Here is a 14,541-nt window from a genome sequence, read left to right on the forward strand (position 1 = left end):
TCGTCTCGGTTTGGTTTCGCCACAAATCACGCTTTACGTCCCGGACACCCCACCCTGCGCCCCCGTCCCGCGTCTCTCGTCGGCTGGGTCCGGTGCGGCGAGGGGACGGGGGGTGTCAGGGGGCGTCGCTCGGTTTGGCGTAGGTGGCGAAGCCGGTCCAGTCGACCGCCACGCACGGCTCGTCGCCGATGACCCACGCGTCGTGTCCCGGGGCCACCTGCATGAAGTCGCCCGGTCCCGCTTCGGCCTCCTCGCCGTCGTCCATGACGATCTTCATCCGGCCGCTCACCACGTACCCGGTGTGCGCCGACTGGCAGCTGTCCGTGCCCGCCAGCGGCTTCACATGCTCGGACCAGCGCCACCCCGGCTCGAACACGGCCCGGCCCACCGGTCCGCTGTCGGTCGTGAGCAGCTCCAGCCGGCCCTTGCCGGCCTCGAAGGGGCGGACCTCGTCCGCCTTCTCGAAGTTTCTGAGGACCAGTCCGGCCACGGCAACCGCCTCCCAGGGATGTAGGGCCCCCGAGCCAACGTTTCTGTCCTGCCTACTCCTCACTTTACGCGCCCCCCGCCTTCCGTCTCCGGTCGTGGAGGCCGGGCACGGGCCGGCCTCTGGACCGGCGTGGACGCGCTGATGCCCTCGCGGCGGGCGAGCACCGCGATGCCGATCATGCTGAACATCCAGCTGCCGCTGTACAGGGCCGCCGCGACCCCCGGCGAGGGATGCCACAGCTGGGCCCGGTCCAGGAACAGGTAGCCCGTCAGCGCCGTGACCGCCCAGAACTTGACCAGGAAGAGCCGCCCGCCGAGCGCGGTCAGCATGATCTGGTGGGCGACCAGGCACGCCAGCGCGTACGCCCACAGCGGGTCACGCCGCACGGTCAGCCACCCGACGACCACGAACAGCGGCACGGTGACCACCAGCAGCAGCCCCGTGCGCCAGGCCGCCTCGGCGGTCAGGCGTCCGCGGAGCGCGGGGCGCGACCTGGCCGCGCCGCCGCGCCAGCGCAGCAGCGTGGGGTGGGAGAAGTGCAGGACGGGGGCGCTCCTCTCCTCGTCCGTCCGCGGATCGTAGACCGTCATCACCACCCGTCCGTCCCGGCAGTGGAACACCGCGCCGGCCGGCAGCAGGGCCAGCTTGCGGCGCGCCCGGAGCACCGTACGGATCCGGGTCACGTGCCCGTGGGCGAGCAGGAACAGCAGCAGCTGCACGACGAGCCACACCACCAGGGCGAGCAGCCCGGCGTGGAGCGCGTGCGCGCACAGCTCCCGGAGCGTTCCCCACACGAGGCCCCCTCAGCCGAACAGGTCGTCGACGGAGCCGTCGGATCCGGCACGCGGCGCCCGCCCCGGCAGCAGCGGATGCCGTCCGCCGTCCCCCCGGTGCCCGTCCCGCTCCTCGTCCTCCCGCTCGCCGCCCCACCCCAGGTCGACCGGATGGTCCGGATCGCCCTCGTAGCCGGAACGCTTCTGCACGCCCTCCTCGTCCATCCACTCCCAGATGCGCGCGACCAGGTCGGGATCAGCGGCCGCACCGCCTGCCACGGCCCCCGTCCCCACCCCCAGCAGCCAGCCGAGCAGGGCCCTGGGCGCCTTCCGGGGCGGGGCCGGTACGCGGGCCGCGAGGGCGAGGGCGGTCAGGCAGGCTCCGGCGCCGCGCGGGTCGGCCAGGTCCTCCAGCAGGGCGAGGATCCCGTGGGCGAAGGGCTTGTCCGCGAGCACCCGGGCGAAGGCGTCCACGGCGACCGGCCTCCCCTCGGCCGCCGACGCCCGCGCCTGGGCGACAAGGGCCGCGAGCCGGGGCGTGGTGAGTTCGGCGAGCTGGTCCTGCCAGTCCGGCGGGAGGTCGGGCGCCTGGACGACGGGCCACAGCGCGAACACGGCGACGTCGGCCATCACGACCACGGGCAACGGCTCGGACGGCACCCGGGCGGCCTCCTGGAGATACTGCACGGCCCCGGCCGCGACCAGCCTGCGCACCCGCTCCTTCCCGTCCCGCCGCCCGGCCCCCGCCGCACCCCCGAACTCCCGCTGGAGCGCCTCCAACTGCCGCCGCCCACCGCGCCCGCGCTGCGCCCCGACATGGACGCGGTAGTCGCGGACGAGCCGATCGATCCAGATCCGCAGCTCCGGCAGGCCCAGCGGCACGCCCCCGCCGCGCTGATGGTGGTGCTGGTGCTGGACGACGTACTGCGTCCCCCCGACCACCTGGAAGACCTGCCCACTTCCCCGCGCCCGCGCATCCATCCGCACACTCTCGACGGAACCGGCATGCGGCACCGCCCCGAGCTCCCCGGCCCGGTCCCCGTCCCCGTCCCCGGAAAGGCGCTGACTCATACCGCCCAGTCTCCGCCGTCACCATGATCCCGCGCAGCCGAAAAACCCCTAGACGAGTCATTCCGATGTGATCGCGGTCGTGAGCCATCAGAGGTCCTGCATGTGGTCTTGCGGCTGTGTCAGATCGGCGCGGCCAATACACGCGCCGCGCGACGCGGACGGCGGCGACAACGCCCTCGGGTCACCTGCGCAGCCAACGCTTCTTGGGGGGATCGGCAGGCTCCCGCGCGAGCACCAGCTCGGCGACGCAGATGCGCAGGTGCTGGGTGTGCTTGATCGGATCGGCGGATCGTTCATGCCGCACCAAGCGGGACTTCTCCACGAGCCAGCTCGTCGGGGACGTACGGAACACGAGACGCCCCTCTTCCTCGGGCAAGCTGCCACTCAACGAGGTGCGGCTCATCTCCTCGGCCCGGGCGATGGCCGCTTCCTGTCCGCCTTCGACGGGGACCTTGGCCACCAGGTCCCATGTGTTGTCGCCGCCGTGCGACTCGTTGGCCTCCACCAGCACGTACCAGCTCATGACCCCGTACCCCCTGTGCTCCGCGTGTGCGCGCCCAACCTATACGGGGCACTACACATGTCGACGGTGCGTCCGGGAACGCAGGCAGGACCACTGGACGGCGTGCGAGTCGCCGAGTGAGCGGCTGGCGGAGCCTCGACCGAATGAAGGCTGAAGCCGCGAACTTTGCGGTGACAGGCCTCGGCCTGGAAGTCCGACCCTCCCCCGCCCACCCCGGCGGCATCTGCCGCGCGACGACCGTCCCGTGCCCGTTCTGCCACCGGCCCGGATCCCTTCAACGGCGGTTCGGATCTTCGCTGGTCCACTGCGCCCCCTGCGGGGCCGGGGTAGGCATCACACATGGCCAGGTGCGCTGCTGGGAGTTGCTGCGCCAACAGCCCTCGCCGTCGACACCCCTTGAACTCCGTCCCGGACCGCCCATCTGCCAGGACGACGGCCCGGGACGGGCCAGCACCTCCCGACAACTCGCTCCCTCTCCCGTTGTGGATGAGGGTCGGCACGCCGCCATCTTGCACACCGCGCTGTACGCCGCCCTGTGCGAGCGGCTCGGCCGGTTCGTCCACCACTCCCGCAGCGGCCCGAGGAGGGCGAGTACCGGTCCGACATCATCGAGCACACCCTCCACACCATGCGCACGGCCGGCTACGAGCCGGACCTCGACCACCGGGCCGATCAAGCCCATGCCGACGCGCCCAGCGCCTGACCCACCACGACAGCCCGGCCGCGCCTCGGGGTTGGCCCCCTTCCGAAGGGAGCGACCGTGCGGCCCGCCGACGCCTGGGACGCGTTTGCCCTCCGCGGATCTACCGGCCCCATCCTTCCCTTCTCCTGGACCCCGTACGCGGGCCACGGCCCTCGCCGCGACGCCGTCGTCGAACTCAACGCCGACGACGCGGTGGTGGAGCTGGGGTGCGGTGCCGGCGACCGTCTCGCACACTGCGCCCTGACCGGCGCACGCACGGCGGTGTCGACCTTTCGCCAATGCATGTGGCGCTCGCCCGACAACGCTGCGGCCCGCGTGTCGACATCCACCAGGCTGAGGCAGTGGCATGGCTCGACGCGGCCGACGAGACGTACGACGTCGTCCTCTCTGTGTTCGGTGCGCACTGGTTCACCGACCCCGAGCTTCTGTTACCCGCCATCCGCCGCAAGCCGGGCCGCGACGGCGTCGTGATCCTGGCGCGTGCAAGCCCCCAAAGCGGTCTCGCCCAGCCGGACGGTAGGTGGCTGTCCGCCCCCCGAGAACCGCCCGCCCGGACCGTCCTACGCTGGGAAGGCGAAGCCTGTCAGTGGGCAGCCGCCCTGATAGAAGCTGGATTTCACGACGTCTCATCGCGGACCGTGGTCGCGCCCTCTCCTGACCGCGTTGACACGGTGCTCATCCGGGCGCGGGGGCAGTGAACGTCTCGTGACGCCAAGAGACGGGCTCCGCCGGAAGAGGGGCCGCAAGAGGGCGGCTCCCCAGAAGGGGAAGGGTTTTCGCCCGGAGGGCGCGGCTCTGCTCGGGCCGGGGCGAGGTCCGGGCGTCTCCGCAGAGGCCCGGGTGCACAAGGACCCCCATGCCGCCCTTCCGGGTGCCTGACCGCCAGGCTGTTGGCTGGGCGGGGCGGTGGTCGGGGTCAAGGGTGGAGCGCAGCGGAATCGCGCAGCGACGCGACCGCAGGGAGCGCCCTTGAGGCCGGCCACCGCCCCGCACGGACAATGGACTGGCGGTCAGACACCCCGCCCCACCGACCCCGCCCGGCCAAGGCCAAGGCTCGTCCGAAGCCGAGGCTCGGCCACCGCCCCGGCTCCCACCACGCCACATCACGAGGCAACCGCCCGGCCGCTCAGCCCCCCGCTCCCCCACCCCCACCCCCACCCGCACCCGCACCCGCACCCCCGCCCCCGCTCCCGTCCCCGTCCGCCGGCGGGATCAGGCGTCCCCGGCGGGACAGGAGGAAGCGTTTGAATTCGGCTACCGGTGGGGTGTCGGGATGGCCGTCCAGCCAGGCCACGCCGATCTCGCGGACCGCGCGCGGGGCCGTGACCGTCAGTTCGACGACGCCCGGGCGGGGGAAGGCCGGCGGTGGCAGCAGGGCGACGCCGAAGCCGGCCGCGACCAGGCCGCGCAGGGTCTCGGCCTCCTCGCCCTCGAAGGCGATGCGCGGGGTGAAGCCGGCCTCGGCGCACAGGTCGTCGGTGATGCGGCGCAGGCCGTAGCCCGGTTCGAGGGTGACGAAGGTTTCCTCGGCGGCTTCGGCGAGGCGGATCCGCTTGCGGCCGGACAGGCGGTGGTCCTCGGGGACGACCAGGCGCAGGCGCTGTTCGTCCAGGCGGCGCGCCACCAGGTCGGGGGCGTCGGGGACCGGGGAGGTCAGGCACAGGTCGAGTTCGCCGGCGCGCAGCCGGTCCAGCATGGCCTCGCCGTAGTTCTGCACGAGGGCGAAGCGGACCTTGGGGTGGTCGGCGCGGAAGGCGCGGATGAGGCCGGGTACGGTCTCGGGGCCGAGGGTGTGCAGGAAGCCGAAGGCCACCTTGCCGGTGGTGGGGTCGGCGTCGTCCTGGACGGCGGCGGCGGCCCGGGCGATCTCCGCCAGGGCCCGCTCGGCGGAGGCGAGGAACGAGCGGCCGGCCGTGGTCAGGACCACCGAGCGGCCCCGGCGGGCGAACAGGGTGACGCCCAGGTCCTGTTCGAGGCGGACCACGGCCCGGGACAGCGTGGACTGCGGAACGCCCAGTTCCTGGGCGGCCCGGGTGACGTGCTCGTGCCGGGCCACCGTGACGAAGTACGTCAGGCGCGGGGCCAGCAAGCTTGTCACCTGGATGTCTTCTTCGTAACGGGTCATCTACAGCCGTCCTCGTGAGCTGCGGTGATGCGGGAGAGGAACGATTATCCGGCTTTTGTGCATTGGACGCATGAATGGGGCGGGGCTACGTTCGAGGCATGTCTCCCGCTCATACCGGGGCGCCCGCCACCAGCATGGGTGCCTCTCCCTCGTCGTTCCCCGAAGCCGACACCGCAGCCGACACCGCAGCGGACGCCCCCGCCGGTGGCACCCCCGCCCAGCCCCTCGCCCCCGGTCGGCCCGGCTACCGCCGGATGACCCTGGCGCTCTTCGCCGCGGGGCTCGCGACCTTCGCCCTGCTCTACTCCACGCAGGCCCTGCTGCCGGCCCTCTCCGCCGACCTCGGGGTGACCGCCGGCCGGGCCAGTTGGACCGTGTCGGCCGCGACCGGGGCGCTCGCCCTGTGCGTGCTGCCGCTGAGCGCGCTGTCCGAGCGGTTCGGGCGGGTGCGGACGATGACGGTCTCGCTGCTGGTGGCCGTGGCGCTGGGCCTGCTGGTGCCGCTCGCGCCGAGCATCGAGTGGCTGGTGGCGCTGCGCGCCGTGCAGGGCGCGGCGATCGCCGGGATCCCGGCCTCGGCGATGGCGTACCTGGCGGAGGAGGTCCGGCCGAAGGCGCTGGTCGCGGCGATCGGACTGTTCGTCGCGGGCAACTCCGTCGGCGGCATGAGCGGCCGCCTGGTCACCGGCTGGGCCGCCGACGCGTGGGGCTGGCGGGCCGGCCTGGCGGCCGTCGGAGGGCTGGCGCTGGCCTGCGCCGTCGCCTTCCTGGTGCTGCTGCCGCGGGCGCGGTTCTTCCGCCCGGCGCCGCTGGACGCCGGGGCCATGGCCCGTACGGTCGGGGGTCATCTGCGCAATCCGCTGCTGCTGCGGCTCTACGGGGTCGGGGCGCTGTTCATGACCGTCTTCGGCGCCGTGTACACGGTGATCGGGTACCGGCTGACCGACGCGTTCTCCCTCGGGCAGGGCGTCATCGGGTCGATCTTCCTGATCTACCTGGTCGGGACCGTGTCCTCGGCCGCCGCCGGGCAGCTCGTCGCCCGGACCGGGCGGCGCGGCGCGCTGTACCTCGCGGTGCTGACCACCGCCGCCGGGCTGCTGCTGTCGCTGGCGGACGCGCTGGCGGCGATCGTCGCCGGGCTGGTGCTGGTGACGGCCGGGTTCTTCGCGGGGCACGCCGTGGCCTCCGCCGCGGTGAGCCGTACGGCGTCCCGCGGCCGGGCCCAGGCCTCCGCGCTGTACCAGTCGGCGTACTACCTGGGCTCCAGCGCCGGCGGTACGCTCGGCGCCCTCGCCTACCATGCGGCCGGCTGGCCGGCCACGGTCGGGCTCGCGCTGGTGGCCGTCCTGGGCGTCGTGTCGATCACCCTCTGCGGCACCCGCGCCGCCCGCCTGGAGCGGCGGCTTCCGCTCGCCGCGCGCTGAGCGGATCCCCGTGCGGATCCCCCTGCGGGGCGCACTTCGGCGCCTTGAGCGGATCCCCTGCGGGGCCCGTCGGCGCCCTGAAGGCCCTGGCCCCGGCGCCCGTCGGCGCCTGCCCTCCCCCACAGGCTCGTGAATGCGCAGTGCGCATTCGCGAGCCTTGGCGTCTCTTCTCCGGCCCGCCCCCGGCGGGCGACAGTGCTTCTCGTGAACCGAATTCCGTGAGCCGGAGAGACCGGAGACAACGGGGAGGTAGGGGTCATGAAGGGCACGGCGCAAGCCATTGCCGATATAGACGAGTTGCGTGCGCGGCTGGACCGGATCGACGAGCGGCTTCTTGAGGAGCTGCGGGCCCGGATCGAGATCTGTGTGGAGATCGCCCGCGTGAAGAAGGACCAGGGAATCCCGATGATGCAGCCGCACCGCATCGGCCTGGTCCAGGAAAGGGCCGCGGCGTTCGGGACCGAGCACGGCATCGACCTCGCCTTCCTGCGCCGGCTCTACGACCTCGTGATCGAGGAGACCTGCCGGGTCGAGGACCTGGTCATCGACGGGAGCGCGGCATGAGGACCTTGCTGATCGACAACCACGACTCCTTCACCTACAACCTCTACCAGCTGCTCGGGGAGGTCAACGGCCTCCCGCCGGTGGTCGTCCCGCACGAGACCGACTGGTCGACCCTGGACATGGCGGACTACGACGCCATCGTCGTCTCCCCCGGCCCCGGCCGGCCCGAGCGCGAGCGCGACTTCGGCATCAGCCGCCGCGCGATCCTGGACAGCGGTCTGCCGGTGCTCGGCGTCTGCCTCGGCCACCAGGGCATCTGCCACCTCTTCGGCGGCAAGGTCGGCCACGCGCCGCTGCCCATGCACGGCCGGATCTCCTCGATCACGCACGACGGAAGCGAACTCTTCGCCGGGATCCCCTCGCCCTACGACGTGGTCCGCTACCACTCCCTGGCCGCCATCGAGCTCCCGGAGGAGCTGGAGCCGACCGCCTGGACCGCCGACGGCGTGGTCATGGCGGTGCGCCACCGCTCCCTGCCGGTGTGGGGCGTGCAGTTCCACCCCGAGTCCATCAGCAGCGAGTACGGCCGGGAGCTGCTCGCCAACTTCCGCGACCAGGCCCTCGCCCACGCCGCCCGGCGCGACCGGCCGGTCCCGGCGCAGCGGTCCGGCTCCCTGCGCGCGCACGTGGAGAAGCTGGACCTGCTGCCCGACACCGAGGCCGTCTACCGGGAGCTGTTCGCCGGCAACGACCACGGGTTCTGGCTCGACAGCAGCAGCGTCATCGACGGCCTGTCGCGGTTCTCGTTCATGGGTGACGGCACCGGCCCCCTGTCGGAGTACCTCACCTACCAGGTGCTGGAGCGCACGGTCCGGGTGCACCGCCCGGGCGGCCGCGACGAACTCGTCGCGCAGAGCGTCTTCACGTATCTGGAAGACCAGTTGGCCAAGCGCCGCATTCCGGTTCCCGAGGGCCTGCCGTTCGAGTTCAACCTCGGATACGTCGGATACCTCGGCTACGAGCTCAAGGCCGACAGCAGCGGCCAGGAGGCGCACAAGGCCGACACCCCCGACGCCGCGCTGCTGTTCGCGGACCGGATGGTGGCTTTCGACCACGCCGAGGGCAGCACGTACCTGCTGGCGCTGTCCGCCGAGGGCGACCCCGGCTCCGCCCGGGACACCCGCGGCTGGCTGGACCGTACGGCGGCCCGGCTGCGCGCGCTCGGCCCGGCCGCGCCCGCGGCGCAGGGCGGCGCGCGGACGTTCGCCACCACCGGGATGACCGATCCGGCGCTGGCCGGGCTGGTCTCCATGCGGCACGACCGCGCGGGCTACCTGAGCCGGATCGCCGAGATCCACCAGGAGATCCACGACGGCGAGAGCTACGAGGTCTGCCTGACCAACCAGGTCGCCCTGAAGGCGCGCATCGATCCGCTGGAGACCTACGCGGAGCTGCGCCGGATCAGCCCCGTCCCGTACGGCGCGCTGCTCGACTTCCCCGGGGTCGCCGTGCTCAGCGCCTCCCCGGAGCGGTTCATGACGGTGGGCACCGACCGGACCGCCGAGTCCAAGCCGATCAAGGGAACCCGGCCGCGCGGCGCCACGCCCGCCGAGGACGAGGCGCTGCGCCAGGACCTGCTCGGCAACGAGAAGGACCGGGCGGAGAACCTGATGATCGTGGATCTGATCCGCAACGACCTGAACATCGTCTCGGAGGTCGGCTCGGTCCACGTGCCCAAGCTCTTCGACGTCGAGACGTACGCGCCGGTGCACCAGCTGGTGTCCACCATCCGCGGCACGCTGCGCGACGGCGAGTCGGCGGTCTCCGCGGTCCGGGCGGCCTTCCCCGGCGGTTCGATGACCGGGGCGCCGAAGGTCCGCACGATGGAGATCATCGACCGGCTGGAGGAGGGCGCCCGCGGTGTCTACTCCGGTTCGCTCGGCTGGTTCTCGCTGGGCGGCGCGGCCGACCTGAACATCGTCATCCGGACGCTGGTCGCCACCGAGGACCGGGTCACGTTCGGGGTGGGCGGCGCGGTGATCGCGCTCTCCGACCCGGACGAGGAGTTCGAGGAGACGGTGGTCAAGTCCCGGGCGATGGTCCAGGCGGTCGTCAGCACCGCCCTGCAACCCGCCGGGAGCTCGGTGTGATCCGCCGGGCGGTCATCGTCGGCGGTCAGGGCGCGGTCGGCCGGCTGTTCACCGAGCGGCTGCTCGGCAGCGGGATCCAGATCTGCGTGGTGGACCCGGCCGGTGCGGGCTCGCCCGCCCCGGGCGGTGCCCGCCGCATCCACGGCGACATCACCGACCTGTCGCCGCAGTTGGAGAAGGAGCTCGGCAAGGCCGACATGGTCGTCCTGGCCGTGCCCGAGCCGGTGGCGCTGGCCGCCGTCAAGGGGGTGGCGGCCGCGCTGCGGCCCGGCGCCCTGCTGGTGGACACGCTGTCGGTGAAGCAGCGGGTGGACGAGGAGTTCCGGGCGCACCTGCACGGGGTGGAGGCCGTCGGCCTGAACCCCATGTTCGCCCCGGCGCTCGGCTTCGAAGGGCGCGTGGTCGCGGCGTCGGTGGCGTTCGACGGTCCGCTGACCGCGGAGCTGCTGAAGCTGGTGGAGTCCTGGGGCGGCCGGATCGTCCGGGTGGAGGCCGCCGAGCACGACCGGCTGACGGCCGTGTCGCAGGCCCTGACCCATGCCACCGTGCTGTCCTTCGGACTCGCCCTGTCGAAGATGGGCACGGACGTGGAGGAGGTGGCGCGGATCGCGCCGCCACCGCACAAGACGCTGGCCTCGCTGCTCGCCCGGGTGTCCTCCGGCACGCCGGAGGTGTACTGGGACGTGCAGGCGGCCAACCCGCAGGCCGTCGACGCCAGGTCCGCCCTCGCGGAGGCCGCCCGCCGGCTGGCCGACACCGTCAAGGACGGGTCCGAGGAGGACTTCGCCGCCCTCATGGGCAAGGTCCGGGGCGCGCTCGGCGCCGAGCTGGACAACTACCGCGAGTTGTGTGCGCGGATCTTCGCCAACGTGTGACCGGGGACGGGGCCCGGCCCCGTCCCCCGCGCCCCGCGCCTGTGGCGGGGCGCCCCTCAACGTGGACAACCTCCCCTCACCTCAGAGAGGCACGACATGACCGACTCCCGTACGGGCTTCGCTCCGACCGTTCTGAACCCCGAGCAGCGGGCGGCGCTGGCCGCCGACACGACCGTCGGCGGTGGCAACCTGCTGCGGTCCGCGCTGAAGTGGAGCCCGAGCCCGACGACCCGTTTCGTCCACTCCACCCGGCCGATCACGAACCTGGCCGGGGCCGAGCAGCACGACTGGAGCCTGGCCGAGGTGGACGAGCTGGCCCAGGCGTGGTCCGCCTGGTACCTGGCGCAGGGCGTGCAGCCCAAGGACCGGGTCGCGGTGTGGTTCGAGGACTCGTTCGCGTACTCGGTGCACTTCTACGCCCTGGCCCAGATCGGCGCCATCGCCGTCCTGATCAACAGCAAGGCCACCGCACCGATCGCGGAGTCGCTGATCGAGCAGACCACCCCGGTCGGCCTGTACGCCGACCGCGGCCGGCTGGCCGCCCTGCGCGCCGAGAGCGAGATCCTGGACGGCCTGGCCTGGGTCCAGGAGGAGGAGGAGCTGCCCGCGCCGCCGGCCGGGGCGCTGGCCGAGGAGCAGTACTGGCAGCACGTGGGCGAGGACCCGGTCGTCATCCTGCACTCCTCCGGCACCACGGGCCGTCCGAAGCCGACCATCCACACCCACGGCACGATCGTGGCCGGCCCGCAGTTCCGCCTGGTCGACTTCAAGGAGCAGCCGGGCGCGCTGATGCTCACCGCGCTGCCGCAGTCGCACCTGGGCTGCATCGCCTTCACCGTGTACGCGGTGATAGCGGGCACCCCGCTGGTCGCGCACAGCGACCGCAGTGGTGAGGAGCTGGCCGCGGCCGTGGCCGAGCACAAGCCGACCGCGGTGATGGCGTTCGCCCACTCCTACGCGGAACTGGCCGCGCTGGAGAACGCCGGTGGCCGCCTGGACAGCGTCAACGCGTGGGTGTCCATCGGTGACGCCGTGCACCAGGCGCACATCACGGCCACGCTGAACCACCGCTCCGAGCACCTGCCGTCGGCGCAGTTCTTCGACCGGCTGGGCACCACCGAGCTCGGCTGGGGCGTGCTGCTGAAGATCCGCACGAAGGACTCCGTGCGCAACGACCGCTGCGCCGGTCAGCCGGTCGGGGTCGCCGAGGTGGCGGTCCTGCGCAAGGACGGCAGCCACGCGGACGTCGGCGAGGTCGGCTTCCTGGCCGCCCGCGGCCCGGCCATCACGCCGGGGTACTGGGGCGACTCGGACACCACGTACCGCTACAAGCTGGCCGGGCACTGGCTGCCGGGCGACATGGCGTACAAGGACGAGAACGGCGACTTCTACCTGGTGGACCGCGCCGCGGACCAGATCCGTACCGCGGACGGCCCGGCGTACTCCACGCTGATGGAGGAGGTCCTGCTCAACGACGTGCCCGAGTTCGACGACGTCGCGGTGATCGCGGGCACCGAGGACGGGGCCGTGGTCCCGGTCGCGGTGGTCACCACGCAGGAGACGGGCATCGACGCCGAGAAGCTGCTGCTGCGCGCGAACGAGGCGCTGGCGGCGGCCGGTCAGCCGGCGCTGCGGCTGCTGGAGGTCGCGGCGACCGAGGCGGACTTCCCGGTCGGTGTCACGGGCAAGGTGCTCAAGCGCAAGCTGCGCGAGAAGTACGCGGACCTGACCGCGTACCTGCGCGAGGGCGCCGGCAAGTCGCTCGCCACGGCGGGCTGATCCCAGACCGCCCTGTCCCGGCCCGGCGAGGGGCGGGCCGGGACAGGGCAAGCATCCGTCCGGTCGGCAGGTACGGCAGCCCCTCCCCCTGAGCGAAAGGGCCGGACCCCCCGGTGGGGGTCCGGCCCTTCGGGGCCGCCGGCACACGACGGCAGACCCGGAACGCAGGCAGCGGGTACGCAGAGCGCACTCGGCAGGACTCAGAAGGCTCCGGACGAGCGGGCGAAGGAGGTGGCGACCGTGAGGGCGGTGGTGTCGGCCTCGGGGGTGCCCACGGTGAGGCGGATGCCCTCGCCGGGGAAGGCCCGGACGGCGACCCCGGCGTCGGCGCACGCGGCGGCGAAGGCCTCGGTGGCCTCGCCCAGCGGCAGCCACACGAAGTTGGCCTCGCTGCGGGGGACCTCGAAGCCCAGGTCGCGCAGCGCGGTGGCGGTCCGGTCCCGCTCCTTGACGAGCAGTTCGACCCGCTCCAGCAGTTCCCCCTCGGCCGCCAGGGAGGCCACGGCGCCGGTCTGGGCGACGGCGGTGACCCCGAAGGGCGTGGCGCTGGAGCGGATGACCGCGGCGAGGGACTCGTGGGCGACCGCGTAGCCGATCCGCAGCCCGGCCAGGCCGTAGGCCTTGGAGAAGGTGCGGACGACGACGACGTTCGGACGGTCGCGGTAGAGCTCGATGCCGTCGGGCGAGTCGGGGTCGGTGACGAACTCCCGGTAGGCCTCGTCGAGGACGACGGTGACCTCGGCCGGCACCCGGTCGAGGAAACGTTCCAGCGCGGCGCGCCCGACCACGGTGCCGGTCGGGTTGTTCGGGTTGCAGACGAGCGCCACCCGGGTGCGCGGGCCGATCGCGTCGGCCAGGGCCTGGAGGTCGTGGGTGTGGTCCTTCAGCGGGGCCGTGACCGCCACGCCCCGGTTCATCGCCGTCAGGTGCGGATAGGCCTCGAACGAGGGCCAGGCGAAGGCCACTTCGTCGCCGTCGCGGACCAGGGCGTGCAGCAGGTGCTGGAGCACCCCGCAGGAGCCGGCGCCCACGACCACGTGCGTGGCGGGCACGTCGAGGCGGGCGGCGAGGGCGGCGGTCACGTCGGTGTGGAAGCGGTCCGGGTAGCGGTTGGCGTGCGCGGCGGCCTCGTCGAGCGCCGCGCGGACCGAGGGCAGCGGGGGGTAGGGGTTCTCGTTGGCGTTGAGCTGGTACACCGGGGTGTTCCCTTCTTCGGTGGAGGTGGGACGGCGGAAGCGGTGCGAGCGGGCGGTCAGTCGATCGCCGGGAGGGCGCCCTCGCCCCGGCCCATCAGGTAGCCGAGCTGGAAGCGGTGCTGGGCGCCGTACTGGTCGCGCAGGCACGAGATGTGGCCCTGGACCGAGCGCAGGCTGACCCCGAGCCGGCGCGCGATGGCCTTGTCGGAGCAGCCCTCGATCAGCAGCTTGCGGATGGCCAGGCGCATGTCCGGCACCACCTCGGAGGCGGCGTCGGCGGCCCGTACCGGGCGGAAGGGGAAGGGCTCGGCCCGGTCCCAGGCCTTCTCGAAGACGTCGGCGAGGAAGCCGGTGACCGCCGGGTCCCGGATCACCACGGCCGAGCTGCGCTCGGCGTCGGCGGGGATGAACGACACCGCGCGGTCGATGACGATCAGCCGGTCGAAGAACTCCGGCAGGGTCCGCACCTGCGCGCCGTGCCGCTGGACGGTCTGCACGTAGCGCTTGGTGGGTTCGTGGAACCGGGAGCTGTGCTGGTAGAGCGTGCGCATGGCCACCCCGCGGGAGAGGTGGTCGCGCACCGCCGCGTAGGCCTCCTCCAAGGTGGCGTCCGGGCGGGGGCCGTCGGGCTGGGCGGTGAGGATCTCCTCGCGGGCCCGGCCGAGCGCCTCGTGGATGGCGTACCTGATCCGGTCCGGCCCGTGCACGTACTCGATCCGGGCGGGCGGTCCGGGCGCCGGCTCGGCGGGCCGTGGCGCCGGCACCTGGGCCTGGGTCTGGGCGGCCTCGGCGGCGTAGCGGGACAGGGTGTCGAGGGTGTCGGCCATCTGCTGGAGGGTGTCCAGCGGGGAGACGGTCACGGGCGCGGCGGGCGGGGGGACCAGGGTGACGTTGCTGCTCATCTGACTGCCTTTCCGGTAACGGGAGG

Annotated in this window: 14 protein-coding genes; 7 read left to right on the forward strand and 7 right to left on the reverse strand. The window is 73.0% G+C overall.

Features of this window, described 5'->3' with window-relative positions:
• Nucleotides 1–115: 115 nt before the first annotated feature.
• The 4 genes from LG632_RS14325 to LG632_RS14340 all read right to left on the reverse strand — a co-directional run bounded on the left by LG632_RS14325 (nucleotide 116) and on the right by LG632_RS14340 (nucleotide 2,857).
• Nucleotides 116–490: a cupin domain-containing protein gene (locus LG632_RS14325; RefSeq protein WP_226727428.1), complete on the reverse strand. Its 375-nt coding sequence runs from the start codon at nucleotides 488–490 to the stop codon at nucleotides 116–118.
• Between the two features lie 59 nt (nucleotides 491–549).
• Complete coding sequence (locus tag LG632_RS14330; protein WP_226727429.1) at nucleotides 550–1,284, reverse strand: hypothetical protein; 735 nt, start codon at nucleotides 1,282–1,284, stop codon at nucleotides 550–552.
• A gap of 9 nt (nucleotides 1,285–1,293) precedes the next feature.
• Nucleotides 1,294–2,334, reverse strand: coding sequence for a hypothetical protein (locus tag LG632_RS14335; protein WP_226727430.1), 1,041 nt, complete (start codon nucleotides 2,332–2,334; stop codon nucleotides 1,294–1,296).
• A gap of 181 nt (nucleotides 2,335–2,515) precedes the next feature.
• Nucleotides 2,516–2,857, reverse strand: a complete 342-nt coding sequence (locus tag LG632_RS14340; protein WP_226727431.1) for a hypothetical protein — start codon at nucleotides 2,855–2,857, stop codon at nucleotides 2,516–2,518.
• Between the two features lie 535 nt (nucleotides 2,858–3,392).
• Between LG632_RS14340 and LG632_RS30545 the strand changes: the two genes are divergently transcribed.
• On the forward strand, nucleotides 3,393–3,560 hold the full coding sequence (locus LG632_RS30545; protein ID WP_226727432.1) for a hypothetical protein: 168 nt from the start codon (nucleotides 3,393–3,395) through the stop codon (nucleotides 3,558–3,560).
• A gap of 206 nt (nucleotides 3,561–3,766) precedes the next feature.
• Nucleotides 3,767–4,258 (forward strand): class I SAM-dependent methyltransferase, encoded by a 492-nt coding sequence (locus LG632_RS30550; protein WP_226727433.1) that lies wholly within the window; start codon nucleotides 3,767–3,769, stop codon nucleotides 4,256–4,258.
• A gap of 428 nt (nucleotides 4,259–4,686) precedes the next feature.
• On the opposite strand, the gene LG632_RS14355 is transcribed toward LG632_RS30550, so the two are convergent.
• Nucleotides 4,687–5,685, reverse strand: coding sequence for a LysR family transcriptional regulator (locus tag LG632_RS14355; RefSeq protein WP_226727434.1), 999 nt, complete (start codon nucleotides 5,683–5,685; stop codon nucleotides 4,687–4,689).
• Nucleotides 5,686–5,783: 98 nt separating this feature from the next.
• Here LG632_RS14355 and LG632_RS14360 point away from each other — a divergent pair, with 98 nt between their 5' ends.
• The 5 genes from LG632_RS14360 (at nucleotide 5,784) to LG632_RS14380 (ending at nucleotide 12,417) form a co-directional block, all read left to right on the forward strand.
• Nucleotides 5,784–7,109 (forward strand): MFS transporter, encoded by a 1,326-nt coding sequence (locus LG632_RS14360; protein ID WP_226727435.1) that lies wholly within the window; start codon nucleotides 5,784–5,786, stop codon nucleotides 7,107–7,109.
• Nucleotides 7,110–7,367: 258 nt separating this feature from the next.
• On the forward strand, nucleotides 7,368–7,673 hold the full coding sequence (locus LG632_RS14365) for a chorismate mutase family protein (RefSeq protein WP_226727436.1): 306 nt from the start codon (nucleotides 7,368–7,370) through the stop codon (nucleotides 7,671–7,673).
• Nucleotides 7,670–9,763, forward strand: a complete 2,094-nt coding sequence (pabB, locus tag LG632_RS14370) for an aminodeoxychorismate synthase component I (RefSeq protein WP_226727437.1) — start codon at nucleotides 7,670–7,672, stop codon at nucleotides 9,761–9,763. Before LG632_RS14365 ends, pabB begins: the two co-directional genes overlap by 4 nt.
• The gene (locus LG632_RS14375) at nucleotides 9,760–10,638 is read left to right on the forward strand and encodes a prephenate dehydrogenase (RefSeq protein WP_226727438.1); all 879 of its coding nucleotides are present in this window, start codon (nucleotides 9,760–9,762) and stop codon (nucleotides 10,636–10,638) included. Before pabB ends, LG632_RS14375 begins: the two co-directional genes overlap by 4 nt.
• A 96-nt stretch (nucleotides 10,639–10,734) precedes the next feature.
• On the forward strand, nucleotides 10,735–12,417 hold the full coding sequence (locus LG632_RS14380) for a class I adenylate-forming enzyme family protein (RefSeq protein ID WP_226727439.1): 1,683 nt from the start codon (nucleotides 10,735–10,737) through the stop codon (nucleotides 12,415–12,417).
• A gap of 200 nt (nucleotides 12,418–12,617) precedes the next feature.
• On the opposite strand, the gene LG632_RS14385 is transcribed toward LG632_RS14380, so the two are convergent.
• Nucleotides 12,618–13,613, reverse strand: coding sequence for a histidinol-phosphate transaminase (locus LG632_RS14385; RefSeq protein WP_308108430.1), 996 nt, complete (start codon nucleotides 13,611–13,613; stop codon nucleotides 12,618–12,620).
• Nucleotides 13,614–13,669: 56 nt separating this feature from the next.
• Nucleotides 13,670–14,515, reverse strand: coding sequence for a LuxR family transcriptional regulator (locus LG632_RS14390; RefSeq protein ID WP_226727441.1), 846 nt, complete (start codon nucleotides 14,513–14,515; stop codon nucleotides 13,670–13,672).
• Nucleotides 14,516–14,541: the final 26 nt, after the last annotated feature.

Origin of the sequence: Streptomyces antimicrobicus, assembly GCF_020532625.1 — a bacterium.
GTDB lineage: Bacteria > Actinomycetota > Actinomycetes > Streptomycetales > Streptomycetaceae > Streptomyces > Streptomyces antimicrobicus.

What these genes read in the sequence shown, in the direction of transcription:
- LG632_RS14390 (WP_226727441.1), bottom strand. Translation starts at nt 14,515, where the DNA reads ATGAGCAGCAACGTCACCCTGGTCCCCCCGCCCGCCGCGCCCGTGACC.
- LG632_RS14360 (WP_226727435.1), top strand. Translation starts at nt 5,784, where the DNA reads ATGTCTCCCGCTCATACCGGGGCGCCCGCCACCAGCATGGGTGCCTCT.
- LG632_RS14340 (WP_226727431.1), bottom strand. Translation starts at nt 2,857, where the DNA reads ATGAGCTGGTACGTGCTGGTGGAGGCCAACGAGTCGCACGGCGGCGAC.
- LG632_RS14335 (WP_226727430.1), bottom strand. Translation starts at nt 2,334, where the DNA reads ATGAGTCAGCGCCTTTCCGGGGACGGGGACGGGGACCGGGCCGGGGAG.
- LG632_RS14380 (WP_226727439.1), top strand. Translation starts at nt 10,735, where the DNA reads ATGACCGACTCCCGTACGGGCTTCGCTCCGACCGTTCTGAACCCCGAG.
- pabB (WP_226727437.1), top strand. Translation starts at nt 7,670, where the DNA reads ATGAGGACCTTGCTGATCGACAACCACGACTCCTTCACCTACAACCTC.
- LG632_RS14365 (WP_226727436.1), top strand. Translation starts at nt 7,368, where the DNA reads ATGAAGGGCACGGCGCAAGCCATTGCCGATATAGACGAGTTGCGTGCG.
- LG632_RS14355 (WP_226727434.1), bottom strand. Translation starts at nt 5,685, where the DNA reads ATGACCCGTTACGAAGAAGACATCCAGGTGACAAGCTTGCTGGCCCCG.